Annotated in this window: 13 protein-coding genes; 7 read left to right on the plus strand and 6 right to left on the minus strand. The window is 70.6% G+C overall.

Features of this window, described 5'->3' with window-relative positions; all coding sequences use genetic code 11:
* Positions 1-100: 100 nt before the first annotated feature.
* The 4 genes from ACFYZ8_RS11235 to ACFYZ8_RS11250 all read left to right on the plus strand — a co-directional run bounded on the left by ACFYZ8_RS11235 (position 101) and on the right by ACFYZ8_RS11250 (position 4,096).
* Entirely contained in the window at positions 101-1,057 is a 957-nt protein-coding gene (locus ACFYZ8_RS11235) for an ABC transporter ATP-binding protein (protein ID WP_359033547.1), read from the plus strand.
* 3 nt (positions 1,058-1,060) lie between these two features.
* A complete protein-coding gene (locus ACFYZ8_RS11240; RefSeq protein ID WP_388534439.1) occupies positions 1,061-1,831 on the plus strand; it encodes an ABC transporter permease in 771 nt (256 codons plus the stop codon).
* Positions 1,832-1,943: 112 nt separating this feature from the next.
* Complete coding sequence (locus ACFYZ8_RS11245) at positions 1,944-3,224, plus strand: ABC transporter ATP-binding protein (protein WP_388534442.1); 1,281 nt, start codon at positions 1,944-1,946, stop codon at positions 3,222-3,224.
* Complete coding sequence (locus ACFYZ8_RS11250; RefSeq protein ID WP_359033553.1) at positions 3,221-4,096, plus strand: ABC transporter permease; 876 nt, start codon at positions 3,221-3,223, stop codon at positions 4,094-4,096. Before ACFYZ8_RS11245 ends, ACFYZ8_RS11250 begins: the two co-directional genes overlap by 4 nt.
* A gap of 5 nt (positions 4,097-4,101) precedes the next feature.
* On the opposite strand, the gene ACFYZ8_RS11255 is transcribed toward ACFYZ8_RS11250, so the two are convergent.
* Positions 4,102-4,443, minus strand: coding sequence for an ATP/GTP-binding protein (locus tag ACFYZ8_RS11255; RefSeq protein ID WP_359033555.1), 342 nt, complete (start codon positions 4,441-4,443; stop codon positions 4,102-4,104).
* A 221-nt stretch (positions 4,444-4,664) separates the two neighbouring features.
* On the opposite strand from ACFYZ8_RS11255, the gene ACFYZ8_RS11260 reads away from it, so the two are divergent.
* Positions 4,665-5,693, plus strand: a complete 1,029-nt coding sequence (locus tag ACFYZ8_RS11260; protein WP_359033557.1) for an LLM class flavin-dependent oxidoreductase — start codon at positions 4,665-4,667, stop codon at positions 5,691-5,693.
* 75 nt (positions 5,694-5,768) lie between these two features.
* Here ACFYZ8_RS11260 and ACFYZ8_RS11265 read toward each other — a convergent pair whose 3' ends face one another.
* The gene (locus tag ACFYZ8_RS11265) at positions 5,769-6,161 is read right to left on the minus strand and encodes an SCO5389 family protein (RefSeq protein ID WP_007384741.1); all 393 of its coding nucleotides are present in this window, start codon (positions 6,159-6,161) and stop codon (positions 5,769-5,771) included.
* A gap of 255 nt (positions 6,162-6,416) precedes the next feature.
* Here ACFYZ8_RS11265 and nucS point away from each other — a divergent pair, with 255 nt between their 5' ends.
* Positions 6,417-7,100, plus strand: coding sequence for an endonuclease NucS (nucS, locus tag ACFYZ8_RS11270; protein WP_359033560.1), 684 nt, complete (start codon positions 6,417-6,419; stop codon positions 7,098-7,100).
* Between the two features lie 73 nt (positions 7,101-7,173).
* On the opposite strand, the gene ACFYZ8_RS11275 is transcribed toward nucS, so the two are convergent.
* The 4 genes from ACFYZ8_RS11275 to ACFYZ8_RS11290 form a co-directional block, all read right to left on the minus strand.
* Complete coding sequence (locus tag ACFYZ8_RS11275; protein ID WP_388534447.1) at positions 7,174-9,684, minus strand: ATP-binding protein; 2,511 nt, start codon at positions 9,682-9,684, stop codon at positions 7,174-7,176.
* 229 nt (positions 9,685-9,913) lie between these two features.
* Complete coding sequence (locus tag ACFYZ8_RS11280; RefSeq protein ID WP_031040714.1) at positions 9,914-10,237, minus strand: STAS domain-containing protein; 324 nt, start codon at positions 10,235-10,237, stop codon at positions 9,914-9,916.
* A gap of 170 nt (positions 10,238-10,407) precedes the next feature.
* Positions 10,408-11,256: a 3-hydroxyacyl-CoA dehydrogenase family protein gene (locus tag ACFYZ8_RS11285; protein WP_359033565.1), complete on the minus strand. Its 849-nt coding sequence runs from the start codon at positions 11,254-11,256 to the stop codon at positions 10,408-10,410.
* Positions 11,257-11,393: 137 nt separating this feature from the next.
* On the minus strand, positions 11,394-12,035 hold the full coding sequence (locus ACFYZ8_RS11290) for a TetR/AcrR family transcriptional regulator (protein WP_388534452.1): 642 nt from the start codon (positions 12,033-12,035) through the stop codon (positions 11,394-11,396).
* Between the two features lie 81 nt (positions 12,036-12,116).
* On the opposite strand from ACFYZ8_RS11290, the gene ACFYZ8_RS11295 reads away from it, so the two are divergent.
* A complete protein-coding gene (locus ACFYZ8_RS11295; RefSeq protein ID WP_388534455.1) occupies positions 12,117-12,902 on the plus strand; it encodes an ABC transporter ATP-binding protein in 786 nt (261 codons plus the stop codon).
* Positions 12,903-12,909 lie beyond the last annotated feature (7 nt).

The raw sequence follows: 12,909 nt of genomic DNA on the forward strand, positions 1-12,909 counted from the left end.
GCGTGCCCGGGTCGGGCGTTCGGGTTTCTTACCGCATCCGTCGGTCTCCGTTTGCCCATAGGAGTGGCATCTGCTCCGGTGCGCACCTAGCGTGGTCCGCATGATCGAGCTAGCGGGCCTGACGAAGCGGTACGGCGAGAAGGTGGCGGTCAACAACCTGACCTTCACCGTCAGACCGGGCATCGTCACGGGCTTCCTCGGTCCCAACGGTGCCGGCAAGTCGACCACCATGCGCATGATGCTGGGCCTGGACCGGCCCACCGCCGGGGACGTCCGGATCGACGGCAAGCACTACGACCAGCTCAAGGACCCGCTCACGTACATCGGCGCCCTGCTGGACGCGAAGGCCATGCACGGCGGGCGCACCGCCTTCAACCATCTGCTGTGCCTCGCTCAGAGCAACGGCATCCCGAAGGCGCGGGTGCACGAGGTCCTGGACACGGTCGGTCTGACCGCCGTCGCGAGGAAGAAGGCCAAGGGCTTCTCGCTCGGCATGGGCCAGCGGCTCGGCATCGCGGGCGCGCTGCTCGGCGACCCGCGGATCCTGATGTTCGACGAGCCGGTCAACGGGCTCGACCCCGAGGGCATCCACTGGATCCGCAACCTGATGAAGTCCCTTGCCGCGCAGGGCCGTACGGTCTTCGTCTCCTCGCACCTCATGAGCGAGATGGCGCTGACCGCCGACCACCTGGTCGTCATCGGCCAGGGGCGGCTGCTCGCCGACACCTCGATGGCCGACTTCATCGCGCAGAACTCGCGGTCCTACGTCCGCATCCGCACCCCGCAGCGCGAGCGCCTGCTCGACGTGCTGCACGCGGCCGGGGTCACCGTCGTGGAGACGGGCAACGGCACGCTGGAGGTGGACGGCAGCAAGTCCGAGTACATCGGTGAGCTGGCCGCCCAGCACCAGATCGTGCTGCACGAGCTGAGCCCCCAACAGGCCTCCCTGGAGGAGGCGTTCATGCAGTTGACCGCGGAGTCGGTCGAGTACCACGCACACAGTGACGCGCCGCCCGAGCAGCAACAGGCCTGGGGCGACGCCTGGAAGGGGAACTAGACCATGGCGGCGACCCAGGTCATCCGCTCCGAGTGGACCAAGATCCGCTCGGTGGCCTCCACGGTGTGGACGCTCTCCCTCGCCGTGGTCGTCACCATCGGGCTCGGCATCCTGATCTCGGCCCTGTCGAAGAACGAGTTCGACAACATGAGCCGCGAGGACAAGCTCTCCTTCGACCCGACCTTCATCAGCTTCGCCGGGATGAGCCTCGGCCAGCTCGCGATGATCGTGTTCGGGGTGCTGGTCGTCTCGAACGAGTACAGCACCGGCATGATCCGCACCTCGCTGGCCGCCGTGCCGCAGCGCGCCACCTTCCTGGTCAGCAAGATCGCGGTGGCGACCGGGCTCTGCCTCGTCGTGGGCCTGGTCACCAGCTTCCTCACCTTCTTCCTCGGCCAGGCGATGCTCGGCTCCCACCGGGCGGAGATCGGCGACCCGGGCGTGCTGCGTGCCGTGATCGGCGGCGGCGTCTACATGACCCTCATCGCGATGTTCTCGATGGGTGTCGCCGCGATGCTGCGCTCACCGATGCTGTCGCTGGGCATCCTGATGCCGTTCTTCTTCCTCATCTCCAACATCCTCGGCAATGTCTCGGCGACGAAGAAGATCGGCCAGTTCCTGCCCGACCAGGCCGGCAGCAAGATCATGCAGGTGGTCACCCCGGTCGACGACGACACCCCCTACGGCCCCTGGGGCGGCCTCGGGATCATGGCGCTGTGGGTGGCGGCGGCCCTGATCGGCGGTTATGTCCTGTTGAAGAAGCGGGACGCGTGACACGAAGCGCCTCTGCTTTCAGCTGAGCGGAACCGTCAGCGCCCCGATAAGCTCCTAACCCTTACGGGGGGCGTGTGCCCCGCTGTCCTGAACCTTGCGATGGGTGCGGAGCATGATCGAGGCAGTCGGCCTGACCAAGCGCTACGGCGACAAGACCGCTGTGTACAACCTTTCCTTCCAGGTGCGTCCCGGCACCGTCACCGGCTTCCTGGGCCCCAACGGCTCGGGCAAGTCGACGACCATGCGGATGATCCTCGGCCTGGACAACCCCACCTCGGGGCAGGTGACGATCGGCGGCTACCCGTACCGCAGGCTGCCCAACGCGCCCCGCCAGGTCGGCGCCCTGCTCGACGCCAAGGCCGTGCACGGCGGCCGGGCGGCCCGTAACCACCTGCTGTGCCTGGCCCAGCTGTCCGGGATCCCGGCCCGCCGGGTGGACGAGGTGCTGGGGGTGGTGGGGCTCCAGGACGTGGCCAGGAAGCGGTCCAAGGGCTTCTCCCTCGGCATGGGCCAGCGGCTCGGCATCGCCGCCGCGCTGCTCGGCGACCCGCAGGTGCTGCTCTTCGACGAGCCGGTCAACGGGCTCGACCCCGAGGGCATCCTGTGGGTCCGCAACCTGATGAAGGCGCTGGCAGCGGAGGGCCGTACGGTCTTCGTCTCCTCCCACCTGATGAGCGAGATGGCGCTGACCGCGGACCACCTCATCGTCATCGGGCGCGGGCAGCTGCTCGCCGACATGAGCGTCCAGGACTTCATCGCCGCGAACTCCGCCGGCTTCGCGCGCGTGCGGACGCCCGACACCGAGCCGCAGCTGCGCGAGAAGCTGTCGGCCGCGATCACCGAGGCGGGCGGGCACGTCCTGCCGGAACAGGACGGCGCGCTGCGGGTGACGGGGCTGCCTCTGCCCCGCATCAGCGACATCGCGCACGACACGGACGTACGTCTGTGGGAGCTGTCCCCGCACCAGGCCTCGCTGGAGGAGGCGTACATGCGGATGACGCAGGGCTCGGTGGACTACCGCTCGACCATCGACCAGAAGGCGGGTCTGATGCAGCCCCTGCCGCCGGGCGCGCAGCCGCCCATGCCGGTCCCGGGGCAGGGCCAGCCGGGCTGGTACGCCCCGCCGCCGCCCCAGCAGGGCGGGCAGCCGTTCGCGGTCCCCCAGGGCCAGCCGCCGACGGGCCCGTACGGCGGCCCCGGCGCGGGCGCGCCCAACCCGTACGCCCAGCCGGGCCCCGCGGCTCCCCAGGGCGGCCCTCAGCCGCCGGCGCACGCTCCCGCGGTCCAGCCGCAGGCCCCCGCCCCACCGCAGGCCCCGCCCACCGCCTCGGCCGCCCCCGCGCCGCAGGCCTCCGCCCCCGCCACCCCGACCGAGCCCGAGGACGCCCGATGAGCACCCCGCAGCCTTCGATGCCGCAGGCCCAGGCCGCCGTACCGGACCGGCAGGCGGCGGGTGGGCCGTCGTACTCCGGTTACACCTCACCGATCCCGGTCGTGCGCACGCATCTGGGGCACGCCCTCGCCTCGGAGTGGACGAAGATCCGGTCCGTGCGGTCGACGATCTGGACGCTGGGCGTGTTCGTCGTGCTCAACGTCGGGATCGGCCTCGCGGTCGCCGCGCTGCTCGCGGCCAACGCGTCCCAGGAGAGCCTGCGCGACGAGAACCCGCTGTCCTTCGGGTTCTTCGGGCTGCTGATCGGCAACATGTGCGTCATCACGCTCGGCGTGCTGACCACGGCGTCGGAGTACGGCACCGGCATGATCCGTACGACGATGGTCGCCTGTCCCTCCCGCGGCCGGGTCCTCGCGGCGAAGTCGATCGTGTTCTTCGGCGTCGCCTTCGTGACCACCCTGGTCTCGGTCCTGGTCGTCGCCCTCATCGACGTGGCCCTGCTGGACGCCCGGACCCCGACCGGCCAGGAGTGGCTGAAGGGCACCTTCGGCATCTCGCTCTACATCGCGCTGCTCGGCCTGCTCTCGCTGATCATCGGCTCGATCATCCGGCACTCGGCGGGCGCGATCACCATCATGATCGGTGTGGTCCTTGCCCCGCTGGTCATCGCGCTGTTCATGTTCTCGCAGTCCCTGGAGGACGTGCGTCAGGCGCTGTTGGAGTACTCCATCCCGAACCAGCTCAGCGTGTTCTACTCCAACTCCCTCACGGAGTCGGGCCCTTCGGGCTGGGACCCGCTGTGGATCATCATCGGCGTGACGGCCGCCGCGTTCGCCGGCGCCTTCGCCCTGCTGGAGAAGCGGGACGTGTAGAGCCCTCAGAACCTCGGCGCGTTACGGGACCGCTGCACCCGCGTGGTGCGGCGGTCCCGCGCGTTCCAGCAGGCCTTGTGCCAGTGTCTGCGCTCGTCGACACCCGAGTGGTCCGGCCAGGCCACCACGTGCGGGACGCCGTCCGGGATCATCTGGTCGCAGCCCGGGCAGCGGTACGTCTTGCCCTGCGCGCTCGCCCCGGCCACATGCCGGACGTTCCAGTCCTCGCCCTGCCAGTGCGTCGAGGACTGGAAGCCGCCGTAGCGGCCGGAACGGTCGTCCTCGGCACTGCGGCCTGCCGGGTCCGGCGTACCGGAACCCTTGGGTCGGTTGCGACGCGGGGACACAGGACACCTCACGGGGCTATACAGGAAGCAGGGACCGCGTCCAGCCTACGCGGCACGCGACGGGGTAGGCGTAGGTCACCAGCCCCCACAAGTCCCCCTCGGGGCGCCCATTCTGCAGACAATCGGCAAATCTCTCCGCCAGGCCGTGTCCTCGGCACGTGTCAGACGGTTATGCCGGGTGGGGGAGCTCCGCGTCGGAGCCAAGGAAGCAGGAAAAGCACATGCACGTAGGAACATTCGTCCTGGCGGCCCAGTTCCCGGGACAGGGCCAGGGGGAGGCGCTGCACCGCGCGGTCCGCTCCGCCGAGGTCGCCGAGGAGGCCGGGCTCGACGCGGTCTGGCTGGCGGAACACCACTTCGTGCCGTACGGCACCTGCCCGTCGGCGATCACCCTCGCCGCCCTGCTGCTGGGCCGCACCCGCCGGCTCCGCGTCGGCACCGCCGTGAGTGTGCTGCCCACGGCACACCCCGTGGCCCTCGGGGAACAGGCCGCGCTGCTGCACATGACGAGCGGCGGGCGCTTCTCGCTGGGCGTGGGGCGCGGCGGCCCGTGGGTCGACCTGGAGGTGTTCGGGTCGGGCCTGGAGGCGTACGAGAAGGGGTTCCCGGAATCACTCGATCTGCTGGTGCGCTGGCTGCGCGAACCCTCCGTCGGGGCGGACGGCGAGCGCTACCGGTTCCGCGAGGTGCCCGTCGTGCCGCGGCCCTCGGAGTCGCTCACGGAGACCGAGGGTCCCGAGGTGATCGTCGCCTGCACCTCCCCCGCGAGCGTCCGGCTGGCCGCCGAGCGCGGGCTGCCGATGCTGCTCGGGATGCATGTCGGGGACGAGGAGAAGGCGGAGATGGTCGCCCTGTGGCGCAGGCAGGCGCGCGCGGCGGGGCACGCGCCGGAGAAGGTCCTGGACGCGCCCCATGTCTCGGCCGGTGTCTGCCAGCTCGCGGACCGGCGTACGGACGCGGTGGAGGCCCTGGTGAAGGCGATGCCGGGCTGGCTCAGGCAGGGGCTCGGCGCCCATGTCACGGTCGACGGCCGGGCTCGCCAGATGCGCGACCCGGTGGCCTACACCGAACTGCTCTGCGGACTGCACCCGGTGGGCACCCCGCGGCTCGCCGCCGACCGCCTCGCGGCGACCAGCGAACGGACGGGCGTCTCCCGCTTCGCCCTGCTCGTGGAGGGCTCGGGAGATCTGGCGGCCACCGAGGAGAACGTACGGCGGCTGGGTGCGGAAGTGCTGCCGCACCTCACCTGAAGGTCCGGCGGGAGCTTGCCGCCCCGGTACTGATGCACCTCCCGCGTACGGAGCGGCAAGCAAGCGGCATGCCGCTCAGCAGTCCCTGAACTCCGGGGACTGGTTGAGCAGCTGACTGCGCACCGAGGTGAAGCGGACGAGCGTCTCGTCGACGGAGGAGTCCAACGGGAACACCGCCACCCGGTGGCAGTTCTGGAAGGCCAGCCGCACACCGAAGTGCCGCTGAAGCGCGCCGCGTATCGCGTCACTCGCAAGCGCACGCAGCAGCTGACCGCGTGCCTGCTCGTCCGGCGGGGGCGTCTGGTTGTCGGCGAAGTTGCCGCCGTCGACCTTCAGCTGGGCCACCAGGGAGCTGATCATCTCCCATGCGTAGGGCAGGGAGGTCCGGACGCAGTCGACGAATTCGGCTTCGTCGACCTCGCCTCGCTCGGCCTTCTCGAGTAGGGCCGGTGAGACGTCGAGCGACATGGGTTCTCCTCTCGCACCCCCGATTGCTCAGGGGTTGCCGGACAGATGAGGGAGTCCGCGCTGCCGGACACGCTGGGTACACGCTTCGCGACCTCCCGTTTACTACGGTAGGCAACGGACGGTGACGGCACCAGGAGAATGCGAACAAAGGGCACTCCCAACAGGCCCACAATCGGCCACAAGTGAACAGGGTTTCTCCACAGCCTTACGGGCCGAATCGCGTGGACATGCGCCAGTCGAGTAGCGTTGCCGACCATGCGTCTCGTCATTGCCCGGTGTTCCGTCGACTACGCGGGCCGGCTCACCGCCCACCTGCCCTCGGCCCCCCGTCTGATCCTGGTGAAGGCCGACGGCAGCGTCTCCATCCACGCCGATGACAGGGCCTACAAGCCCCTGAACTGGATGTCGCCGCCCTGCACGTTGAAGGAGGAGACCGGGGACTTTCCCGAGGGCGCCGTGGGCGTCTGGACCGTCATCAACAAGGCGGGCGAGAAGCTCATCATCACGATGGAGGAAGTCCTCCATGACTCCTCGCACGAACTGGGCGTGGATCCCGGCCTGATCAAGGACGGCGTGGAAGCACACCTTCAGGAACTGCTCGCCGACCGCATCGAAACGCTCGGAGACGGCTACACGTTGATCCGCCGCGAGTACATGACGGCCATCGGCCCGGTCGACATCCTGTGCCGGGACGCCGAGGGCCAGACCGTCGCGGTGGAGATCAAGCGGCGCGGCGAGATCGACGGCGTCGAGCAACTCACCCGCTACCTCGACCTCTTGAACCGCGATCCCCATCTCGCCCCGGTCCGCGGCATCTTCGCCGCCCAGGAGATCAAGCCCCAGGCCCGCGTCCTGGCCACCGACCGCGGCATCGGCTGCGCGGTCCTGGACTACGACGCGCTGCGGGGCATCGAGGACGACAAGCTGCGGCTGTTCTGACAGCGCGTCTTCTGCTACGACGACGAGGGCCGGGTCCGTATGCCGTGGACCCGGCCCTCTTGTGCGCGGTACGTCAGATGACCTGCTGGGAGCTGCTCGCCGAGGCACTGGCGGAGCTGCTGGTCTCGACAGGGGTGGAGGAGGCCGATCCACTGGCCGAGGTGCTGTTGCTCGGGGTGGTGTCGGTCGGGGTGGGCGTGGGAGTGGGAGTCGGCGTGACCGTCGGCCCGGTCGGCGTCGAGGACGGGCTTCCGGAACCCGTCGGCGTCGACGGTGTCGACGGCTTCGACGTCGAGGGCTTGGGGGTCGTCGGCTTCGGCGAACTCGGAGTGCTCCCCGTCCCGCGCGTCCCACTCGGGTCGTCGGACGGCGTCGCCGCCTCCGTGGGCGTCGGATCGTCCGACGTCCCGTACGTGCCGTCCGGCCCCGGATCCGTCGGCCGGGACGTCGCCGTACCCGTGTCCGCCGTGCCCTTGTCGTCCTTGGGTACGTCCGCGCCCAGGTTGCCGTCGTCGATGCCGACGCTGGCCGACGGGTTGACGCCGACCTGGGTGGACGGGTCGTTCGGGTCGTTGCCGGAGGTGGCGCCCAGCGTCACGACCGTGCCGAGCACCGCGACCAGCAGCGCTCCCGCACCGGCCGCGACGAGGTTGCGCTTGGCGAGGCCCTTGAGTCCGCCCCGGGCCTTGCGGGAGGGCGCGGGAGTGGAGGGCGAGCGGTGGACGACGACCGTCTGCGCGTCGGCCGGCGGCTGGAGCGGCGGGAAGGCCGCGGGGACTCCCCCGGGCGGTGAGGCGGACTCGTCGTACCGGGCGTCGGGCACCTCCTCGCCCGCCATGGCGCTGAGGCCGACGAGCAGTCCTGGCGCGCTGCCGTCCCGGTCGGAGACCAGGGTGAGGGCGCGGCGGCCCGCGACGGTGCCGCGCTTGTCAGCGAGGGCGCCGCGCAGGCCGATGGAGGCCTCCAGTTCGGCGCGGGCCCGGTCGAGCTGTCCGCCGCAGAGCGCGAGAACGCCGAGCTCGTGGTGGAAGTAGGCCTGTTCGGACACCTCACCGGCGAGCCGGGAGGCCTCGGAGCCGGCCCGCAGCGAACGCTCCCAGGCGCCCCAGTGACCGCCGGCGGCGAACGCGGGCGCCGCCGTGCGGGCCAGCCGCACGGTGACGGACTCCTCGTCCTCGGCGGGCGGAGTGGTGCCCGGGACCAGGACGGCGAGGGCGGCGAGCAGGGCGTCGGCCTCGGCGCACACCCGCTCGGGGGTGACCGAGGGGTGTCCGGCCCACCAGCCGTAGTGCCGGGCGGCGGTGCGGGCGAAGGTCTCGGTGTCGTCGCCGTACCCGGCGGCTTCCAGCTGGGTGAGGACGCCGGCGGCGAGCCGGTAGCGGGAGCCGACCGGGGAGACCAGGCCCGAGGCCGCGAGCTCACCGAGGGCGGCGTCCGCGTGGGTGTCGCCGATCAGCGCGGGCAGGTGCGCCTGGTGCGGCACCTCGCCGTCGAGGGCGACGGCGAACCGCAGGGTGGCGCGCGCGGACTCGCTCAGCCGGGAGGCGAGCAGCGGGGCCGGTGCCGCGGCCTCGCCGAGTGCGGGCAGGGGTATCTCCTGGCCCGGGTCCGGCTCCAGGGGCGCGTCGATCGGGGGCGCGTCCGCGAAGACGCCGAACTCGTCGACGGCGTTGGCCCCGGCCCGCAGCCGGTCGCGCTGCCGGAGCAGGGCGCCGGCCTGGACGAAGCGCAGGGGCAGGCCCTCGGACTCGAACCAGAGGTCGCCCGCCCAGTTCGACTCGTCCTCCGTCAGCACCCGGCCGACGCACCGCTCCAGGAGGTCCAGTCCGTCGGCGCGCTCCAGGCCGTTGAGGAAGACGTCCTCGACGGCGGAGTCGGCCGAGGGCGCGGGCACGTCGGGGGTGGCGCCGATCACGAACGCGCATTCGGGGGTGGCGTCGAGGAGTTCGTCGAGGGCCGCGCCGCCGAACTCGATGTCGTCGAGGACGACGACCGCGCCGATCTCCCGGACACAGGAGAGCAGCTCGTCCCGGTCGGGGCGGTGCAGGGGCGCGTTGAAGACGGCGTAGAAGAGGTCGTACAGCAGCTCGGTCGCGGTGCGGTTGAAGCCGCTGAGGCGGACCACGCCGTCGGGGGCGAGGTCCGAGCAGTCCTCGGCGACGACGTCCAGGAGGCTGGTGCGGCCGGAGCCGGCGGGACCGGTCAGGCGTACCGAGCGGCCGCGGGCGAGCAGCCGTACGAGCTGCTCGCGTTCGTCCTGACGGGCCAGGAGCGGCAGTGCGGTGCGGGTCGGTCCCGGTGGGACGGGCGGGCGGGCCGCGCGGTCCACCTCGGCGCGTTCGGCGGCGCCGAACTTCTCGGGCCGTCCGGGCCGCTCGCCGGGCGGGCAGGCCTCTATCTCGCTGCCGTCGACGGGGTTGACGGTGAGCAGGAAGTCGCCGGCGACGAGCTGCACGGTGCGGGCGAGCGCGGGCGAGTGCTGGGCGAAGTCGGATGTGAGGGAGTCCCTGGGAGGGCGCTGACGCGGCGGTCCGCCGTCGTCGTCATGGCCGTACTCCTCGGGTCCCCGGTTGTTCGGGTCCATAGGTTCAAGCCCCCCAAAAGCGTCTCGTGTGCCGTTTGCGGCCCCTCCCGGCCTGCTGCACACAGCGCTGTCGCTTCTGGTCCGGGCCCGCTCGAAGGGAATGTGGCAGCGGGCGACCGAACCCTAAACCTTCGCACAGTATCTACGACAGCCCGGGGTACCGCGCCGTCCGAGACGTCACAGTCTCGTGAGGATTGCCCGGGGCCTGCGTTTCGCCATGTCAACGGCGTCAGACGCGGGGCAGGGACTCCACGCCGATGCCGCCCTCGATCGCCAGGATCCGGTGCAGCCGGGTGGCGACGAGCAGGCGCTGCATCTGCGGCGGTACGTCGCGCAGCACCAGTCGGCGGCCGCAGCGGCCGGCCCTGCGGTGGGCCCCCATGATCACCCCGAGGCCGGTGGCGTCCCAGGAATCCAGCTCGGACAGGTCGAGCACCAGGTCGCCGACTCCGTCGTCGACGGCCGAGTGCAGGACCGTACGGGCGTCCGCCGCGCTGCGGACGTCGAGGCGGCCCCCGACGACCAGCTCGGCGTGGTCGCCCCTGATGTACATATGCGCTCCCCGAGAGTGCGTGCAGTACTCCACGAATGTGATGTCCAGTGATGACACCTCTGACTGCGTTGAGCGGTCGGAGGTTGCCGTCTGTAAGCGAACCGATACCGAATTCACCCCCCGGGGTGAAACCAGAGGGGCTTGTGCGGTTACGGGGACGGAAAAAGCCGTCAGTGCTTGTAGAAGCCCTGCCCGCTCTTGCGTCCGATGTCACCGGCGTCCACCATCCGGCGCATCAGCTCCGGCGGGGCGAACTTCTCGTCCTGGGACTCGGTGTAGATGTTGCTGGTGGCGTGCAGCAGGATGTCGACGCCGGTCAGGTCCGCCGTCGCCAGCGGGCCCATGGCGTGGCCGAAGCCCAGCTTGCAGGCGAGGTCGATGTCCTCGGCGGTCGCGACGCCCGACTCGTAGAGCTTGGTCGCCTCGACGACGAGGGCGGAGATGAGACGGGTGGTCACGAACCCCGCCACGTCCCGGTTCACGACGATGCAGGTCTTGCCGACGGACTCGGCGAACTCGCGCGCGGTGGCGAGGGTTTCGTCGCTCGTCTTGTAGCCGCGGACCAGCTCGACGAGCTGCATCATCGGCACCGGCGAGAAGAAGTGCACGCCGACGACCCGCTCCGGCCGCTCGGTGGCCGCCGCGATCTTGGTGATCGGGATCGCGGAGGTGTTGGACGCCAGCACGGCGTCCGGGCGCACGATCTTGTCGAGCGTGCGGAAGATCTCGTGCTTGACTTCCAGCTTCTCGAAGACGGCCTCGACGACGATGTCGGCGTCGGCGGCCGCGTCCAGGTCGGTGGTCGCGGTGATCCGCGCGAGGGCGGCGTCGGCGTCGTGCGCCTCCAGCTTCCCCTTGCTCACGAACTTGTCGTACGAAGCCTTGATGCCGTCGGTGCCGCGCTTCAGCGCCTCGTCGGTGACGTCCCTGAGCACCACGTCCCAGCCCGCCTGGGCGGAGACCTGAGCGATGCCGGAACCCATCAAGCCGGCGCCGATGACGGCAAGCTTCCGTGCCACTGTTGCGACTCCCCTTTGAAACGCCTTACGCCCTGTTTACGTTGCCTCTTCGGCGGACACTAGCGCTCGTGAGGAGCTGTGTGACCGGTTAGTAATGCGCGTCACGTCTCATCTGACGGACATCACACCGGTAGCTGTCACGAGTGGTCTCGTACGGCGTAGTTGAGCACCTTATCGCTCAACAACTCCTCCACGTCATCGAGAAGCACGAGCACCTCTCGTGACACTTCGTCCGGTTCGCGCCCCTTGACCATCTCGCGGCCGATGACCGCCATGACCGTGCTGTGGACCCAGCTGATCTGACCGGCGATCAGGCCCGGCATCGGGTCGTCGCCGGCCGCGCCGGTCTCCTCCCGCAGGGCCTCCTCGAGGCCGGCCTCCGCCTCCTGGCCGAGCGCCCACAGCCGGGAGCGCAGTGCGGGCGCGTTCTCGATGACCCGCATGAAGGCGGCGTAACCGGACATCAGTCCGACCCGGGGTGAGACCGCCTCGACCTCCTCACGCAGTTCGCGCAGGACTGCGGCGGCGGCCGACTCTCCCCTGCCGCGGCCGCGCACCCATCGGGCGAGCCGGTCGACCACGCCCGAGGAGCGGTCGAAGAAGAGGTCCTCCTTGGCCGGGAAGTAGTTGTAGACGGTGTTGACGGAGACGTTCGCGGCGTCGGCGATCTCGGCGACGGTGACCGCGTCGAACCCGCGCTCGATGAACAGGCCCGTGGCGACATCCGAGATGTACTGCCGGGTCTGCCGCTTCTTCCGCTCCCTGAGCCCCTCTGCCATGACCGCATCGTAGCCCGTTCCTGGGCACGTTTAATTTTTGGGGTCATTGCAAAATTTCAGGGACTCTGTTTTCCTGGCTCCATGGCAACCGTCATCAGTGCGGCCGGACTGGCCCACACCTTCCAGACCAGGCACGGCCCCGTCGAAGCCGTGCGCGGTATCGACCTCACCGTCCGCGAGGGCGAGATCCTCGGCTTCCTCGGTCCCAACGGGGCCGGCAAGACCACCACCCTCCGGATGCTCACGACCCTGCTGGCCCCCACCGGCGGCTCGGCCACCGTCGCCGGGCACGACCTCGCCGGCGACGCCGCGGGGGTGCGCCGGGTGTGCGGTTACGTGGCCCAGTCCGGCGGGGTCGACCCACAGATCACCGTGCGGGAGGAGCTGGTCACCCAGGGCCGCATGTATCGCCTGACCAAGGCCCAGGCCGCCGACCGGGCCGCGGAGTTGGCCGGCGACCTGGATCTCACCGACCTGCTCGACCGCAGGTGCGGCACGCTCTCCGGCGGTCAGCGCCGCCGCCTCGACCTCGCGATGGCACTCACGCACCGCCCGAAGGTGCTGTTCCTCGACGAGCCGACGACCGGGCTGGACCCCGCGAGCCGCGCCGACCTGTGGGACCTGGTCCGCCGCCTGCGGGACGAGTACGGCACCACCGTCTTCCTGACCACCCACTACCTCGACGAGGCCGACGCCCTCTCCGACCGCCTCGTGATCGTCGACCGGGGCGTGGTCGTGGCCGAGGGCACCCCGAGCGCCCTGAAACTGGAGTACGGCGGCTCGATCGACGCCTCGCTCCAGGACACGTTCCTCGCGATCACCGGCCGGGGTCCCGTCCCGGCCGACGCCGCCCCCGTAGCCGTATAGGACAGCC

This window comes from Streptomyces sp. NPDC001668 (assembly GCF_042893155.1).
In the GTDB taxonomy this organism is placed as follows: domain Bacteria; phylum Actinomycetota; class Actinomycetes; order Streptomycetales; family Streptomycetaceae; genus Streptomyces.

Bases quoted from the DNA above. Each gene is read 5' to 3' on its own strand.
- ACFYZ8_RS11250 (WP_359033553.1), top strand. From the start codon at position 3,221: ATGAGCACCCCGCAGCCTTCGATGCCGCAGGCCCAGGCCGCCGTACCG.
- ACFYZ8_RS11240 (WP_388534439.1), top strand. From the start codon at position 1,061: ATGGCGGCGACCCAGGTCATCCGCTCCGAGTGGACCAAGATCCGCTCG.
- ACFYZ8_RS11275 (WP_388534447.1), bottom strand. From the start codon at position 9,684: ATGGACCCGAACAACCGGGGACCCGAGGAGTACGGCCATGACGACGAC.
- ACFYZ8_RS11245 (WP_388534442.1), top strand. From the start codon at position 1,944: ATGATCGAGGCAGTCGGCCTGACCAAGCGCTACGGCGACAAGACCGCT.
- ACFYZ8_RS11295 (WP_388534455.1), top strand. From the start codon at position 12,117: ATGGCAACCGTCATCAGTGCGGCCGGACTGGCCCACACCTTCCAGACC.
- ACFYZ8_RS11265 (WP_007384741.1), bottom strand. From the start codon at position 6,161: ATGTCGCTCGACGTCTCACCGGCCCTACTCGAGAAGGCCGAGCGAGGC.
- nucS (WP_359033560.1), top strand. From the start codon at position 6,417: ATGCGTCTCGTCATTGCCCGGTGTTCCGTCGACTACGCGGGCCGGCTC.
- ACFYZ8_RS11280 (WP_031040714.1), bottom strand. From the start codon at position 10,237: ATGTACATCAGGGGCGACCACGCCGAGCTGGTCGTCGGGGGCCGCCTC.
- ACFYZ8_RS11260 (WP_359033557.1), top strand. From the start codon at position 4,665: ATGCACGTAGGAACATTCGTCCTGGCGGCCCAGTTCCCGGGACAGGGC.
- ACFYZ8_RS11235 (WP_359033547.1), top strand. From the start codon at position 101: ATGATCGAGCTAGCGGGCCTGACGAAGCGGTACGGCGAGAAGGTGGCG.
- ACFYZ8_RS11290 (WP_388534452.1), bottom strand. From the start codon at position 12,035: ATGGCAGAGGGGCTCAGGGAGCGGAAGAAGCGGCAGACCCGGCAGTAC.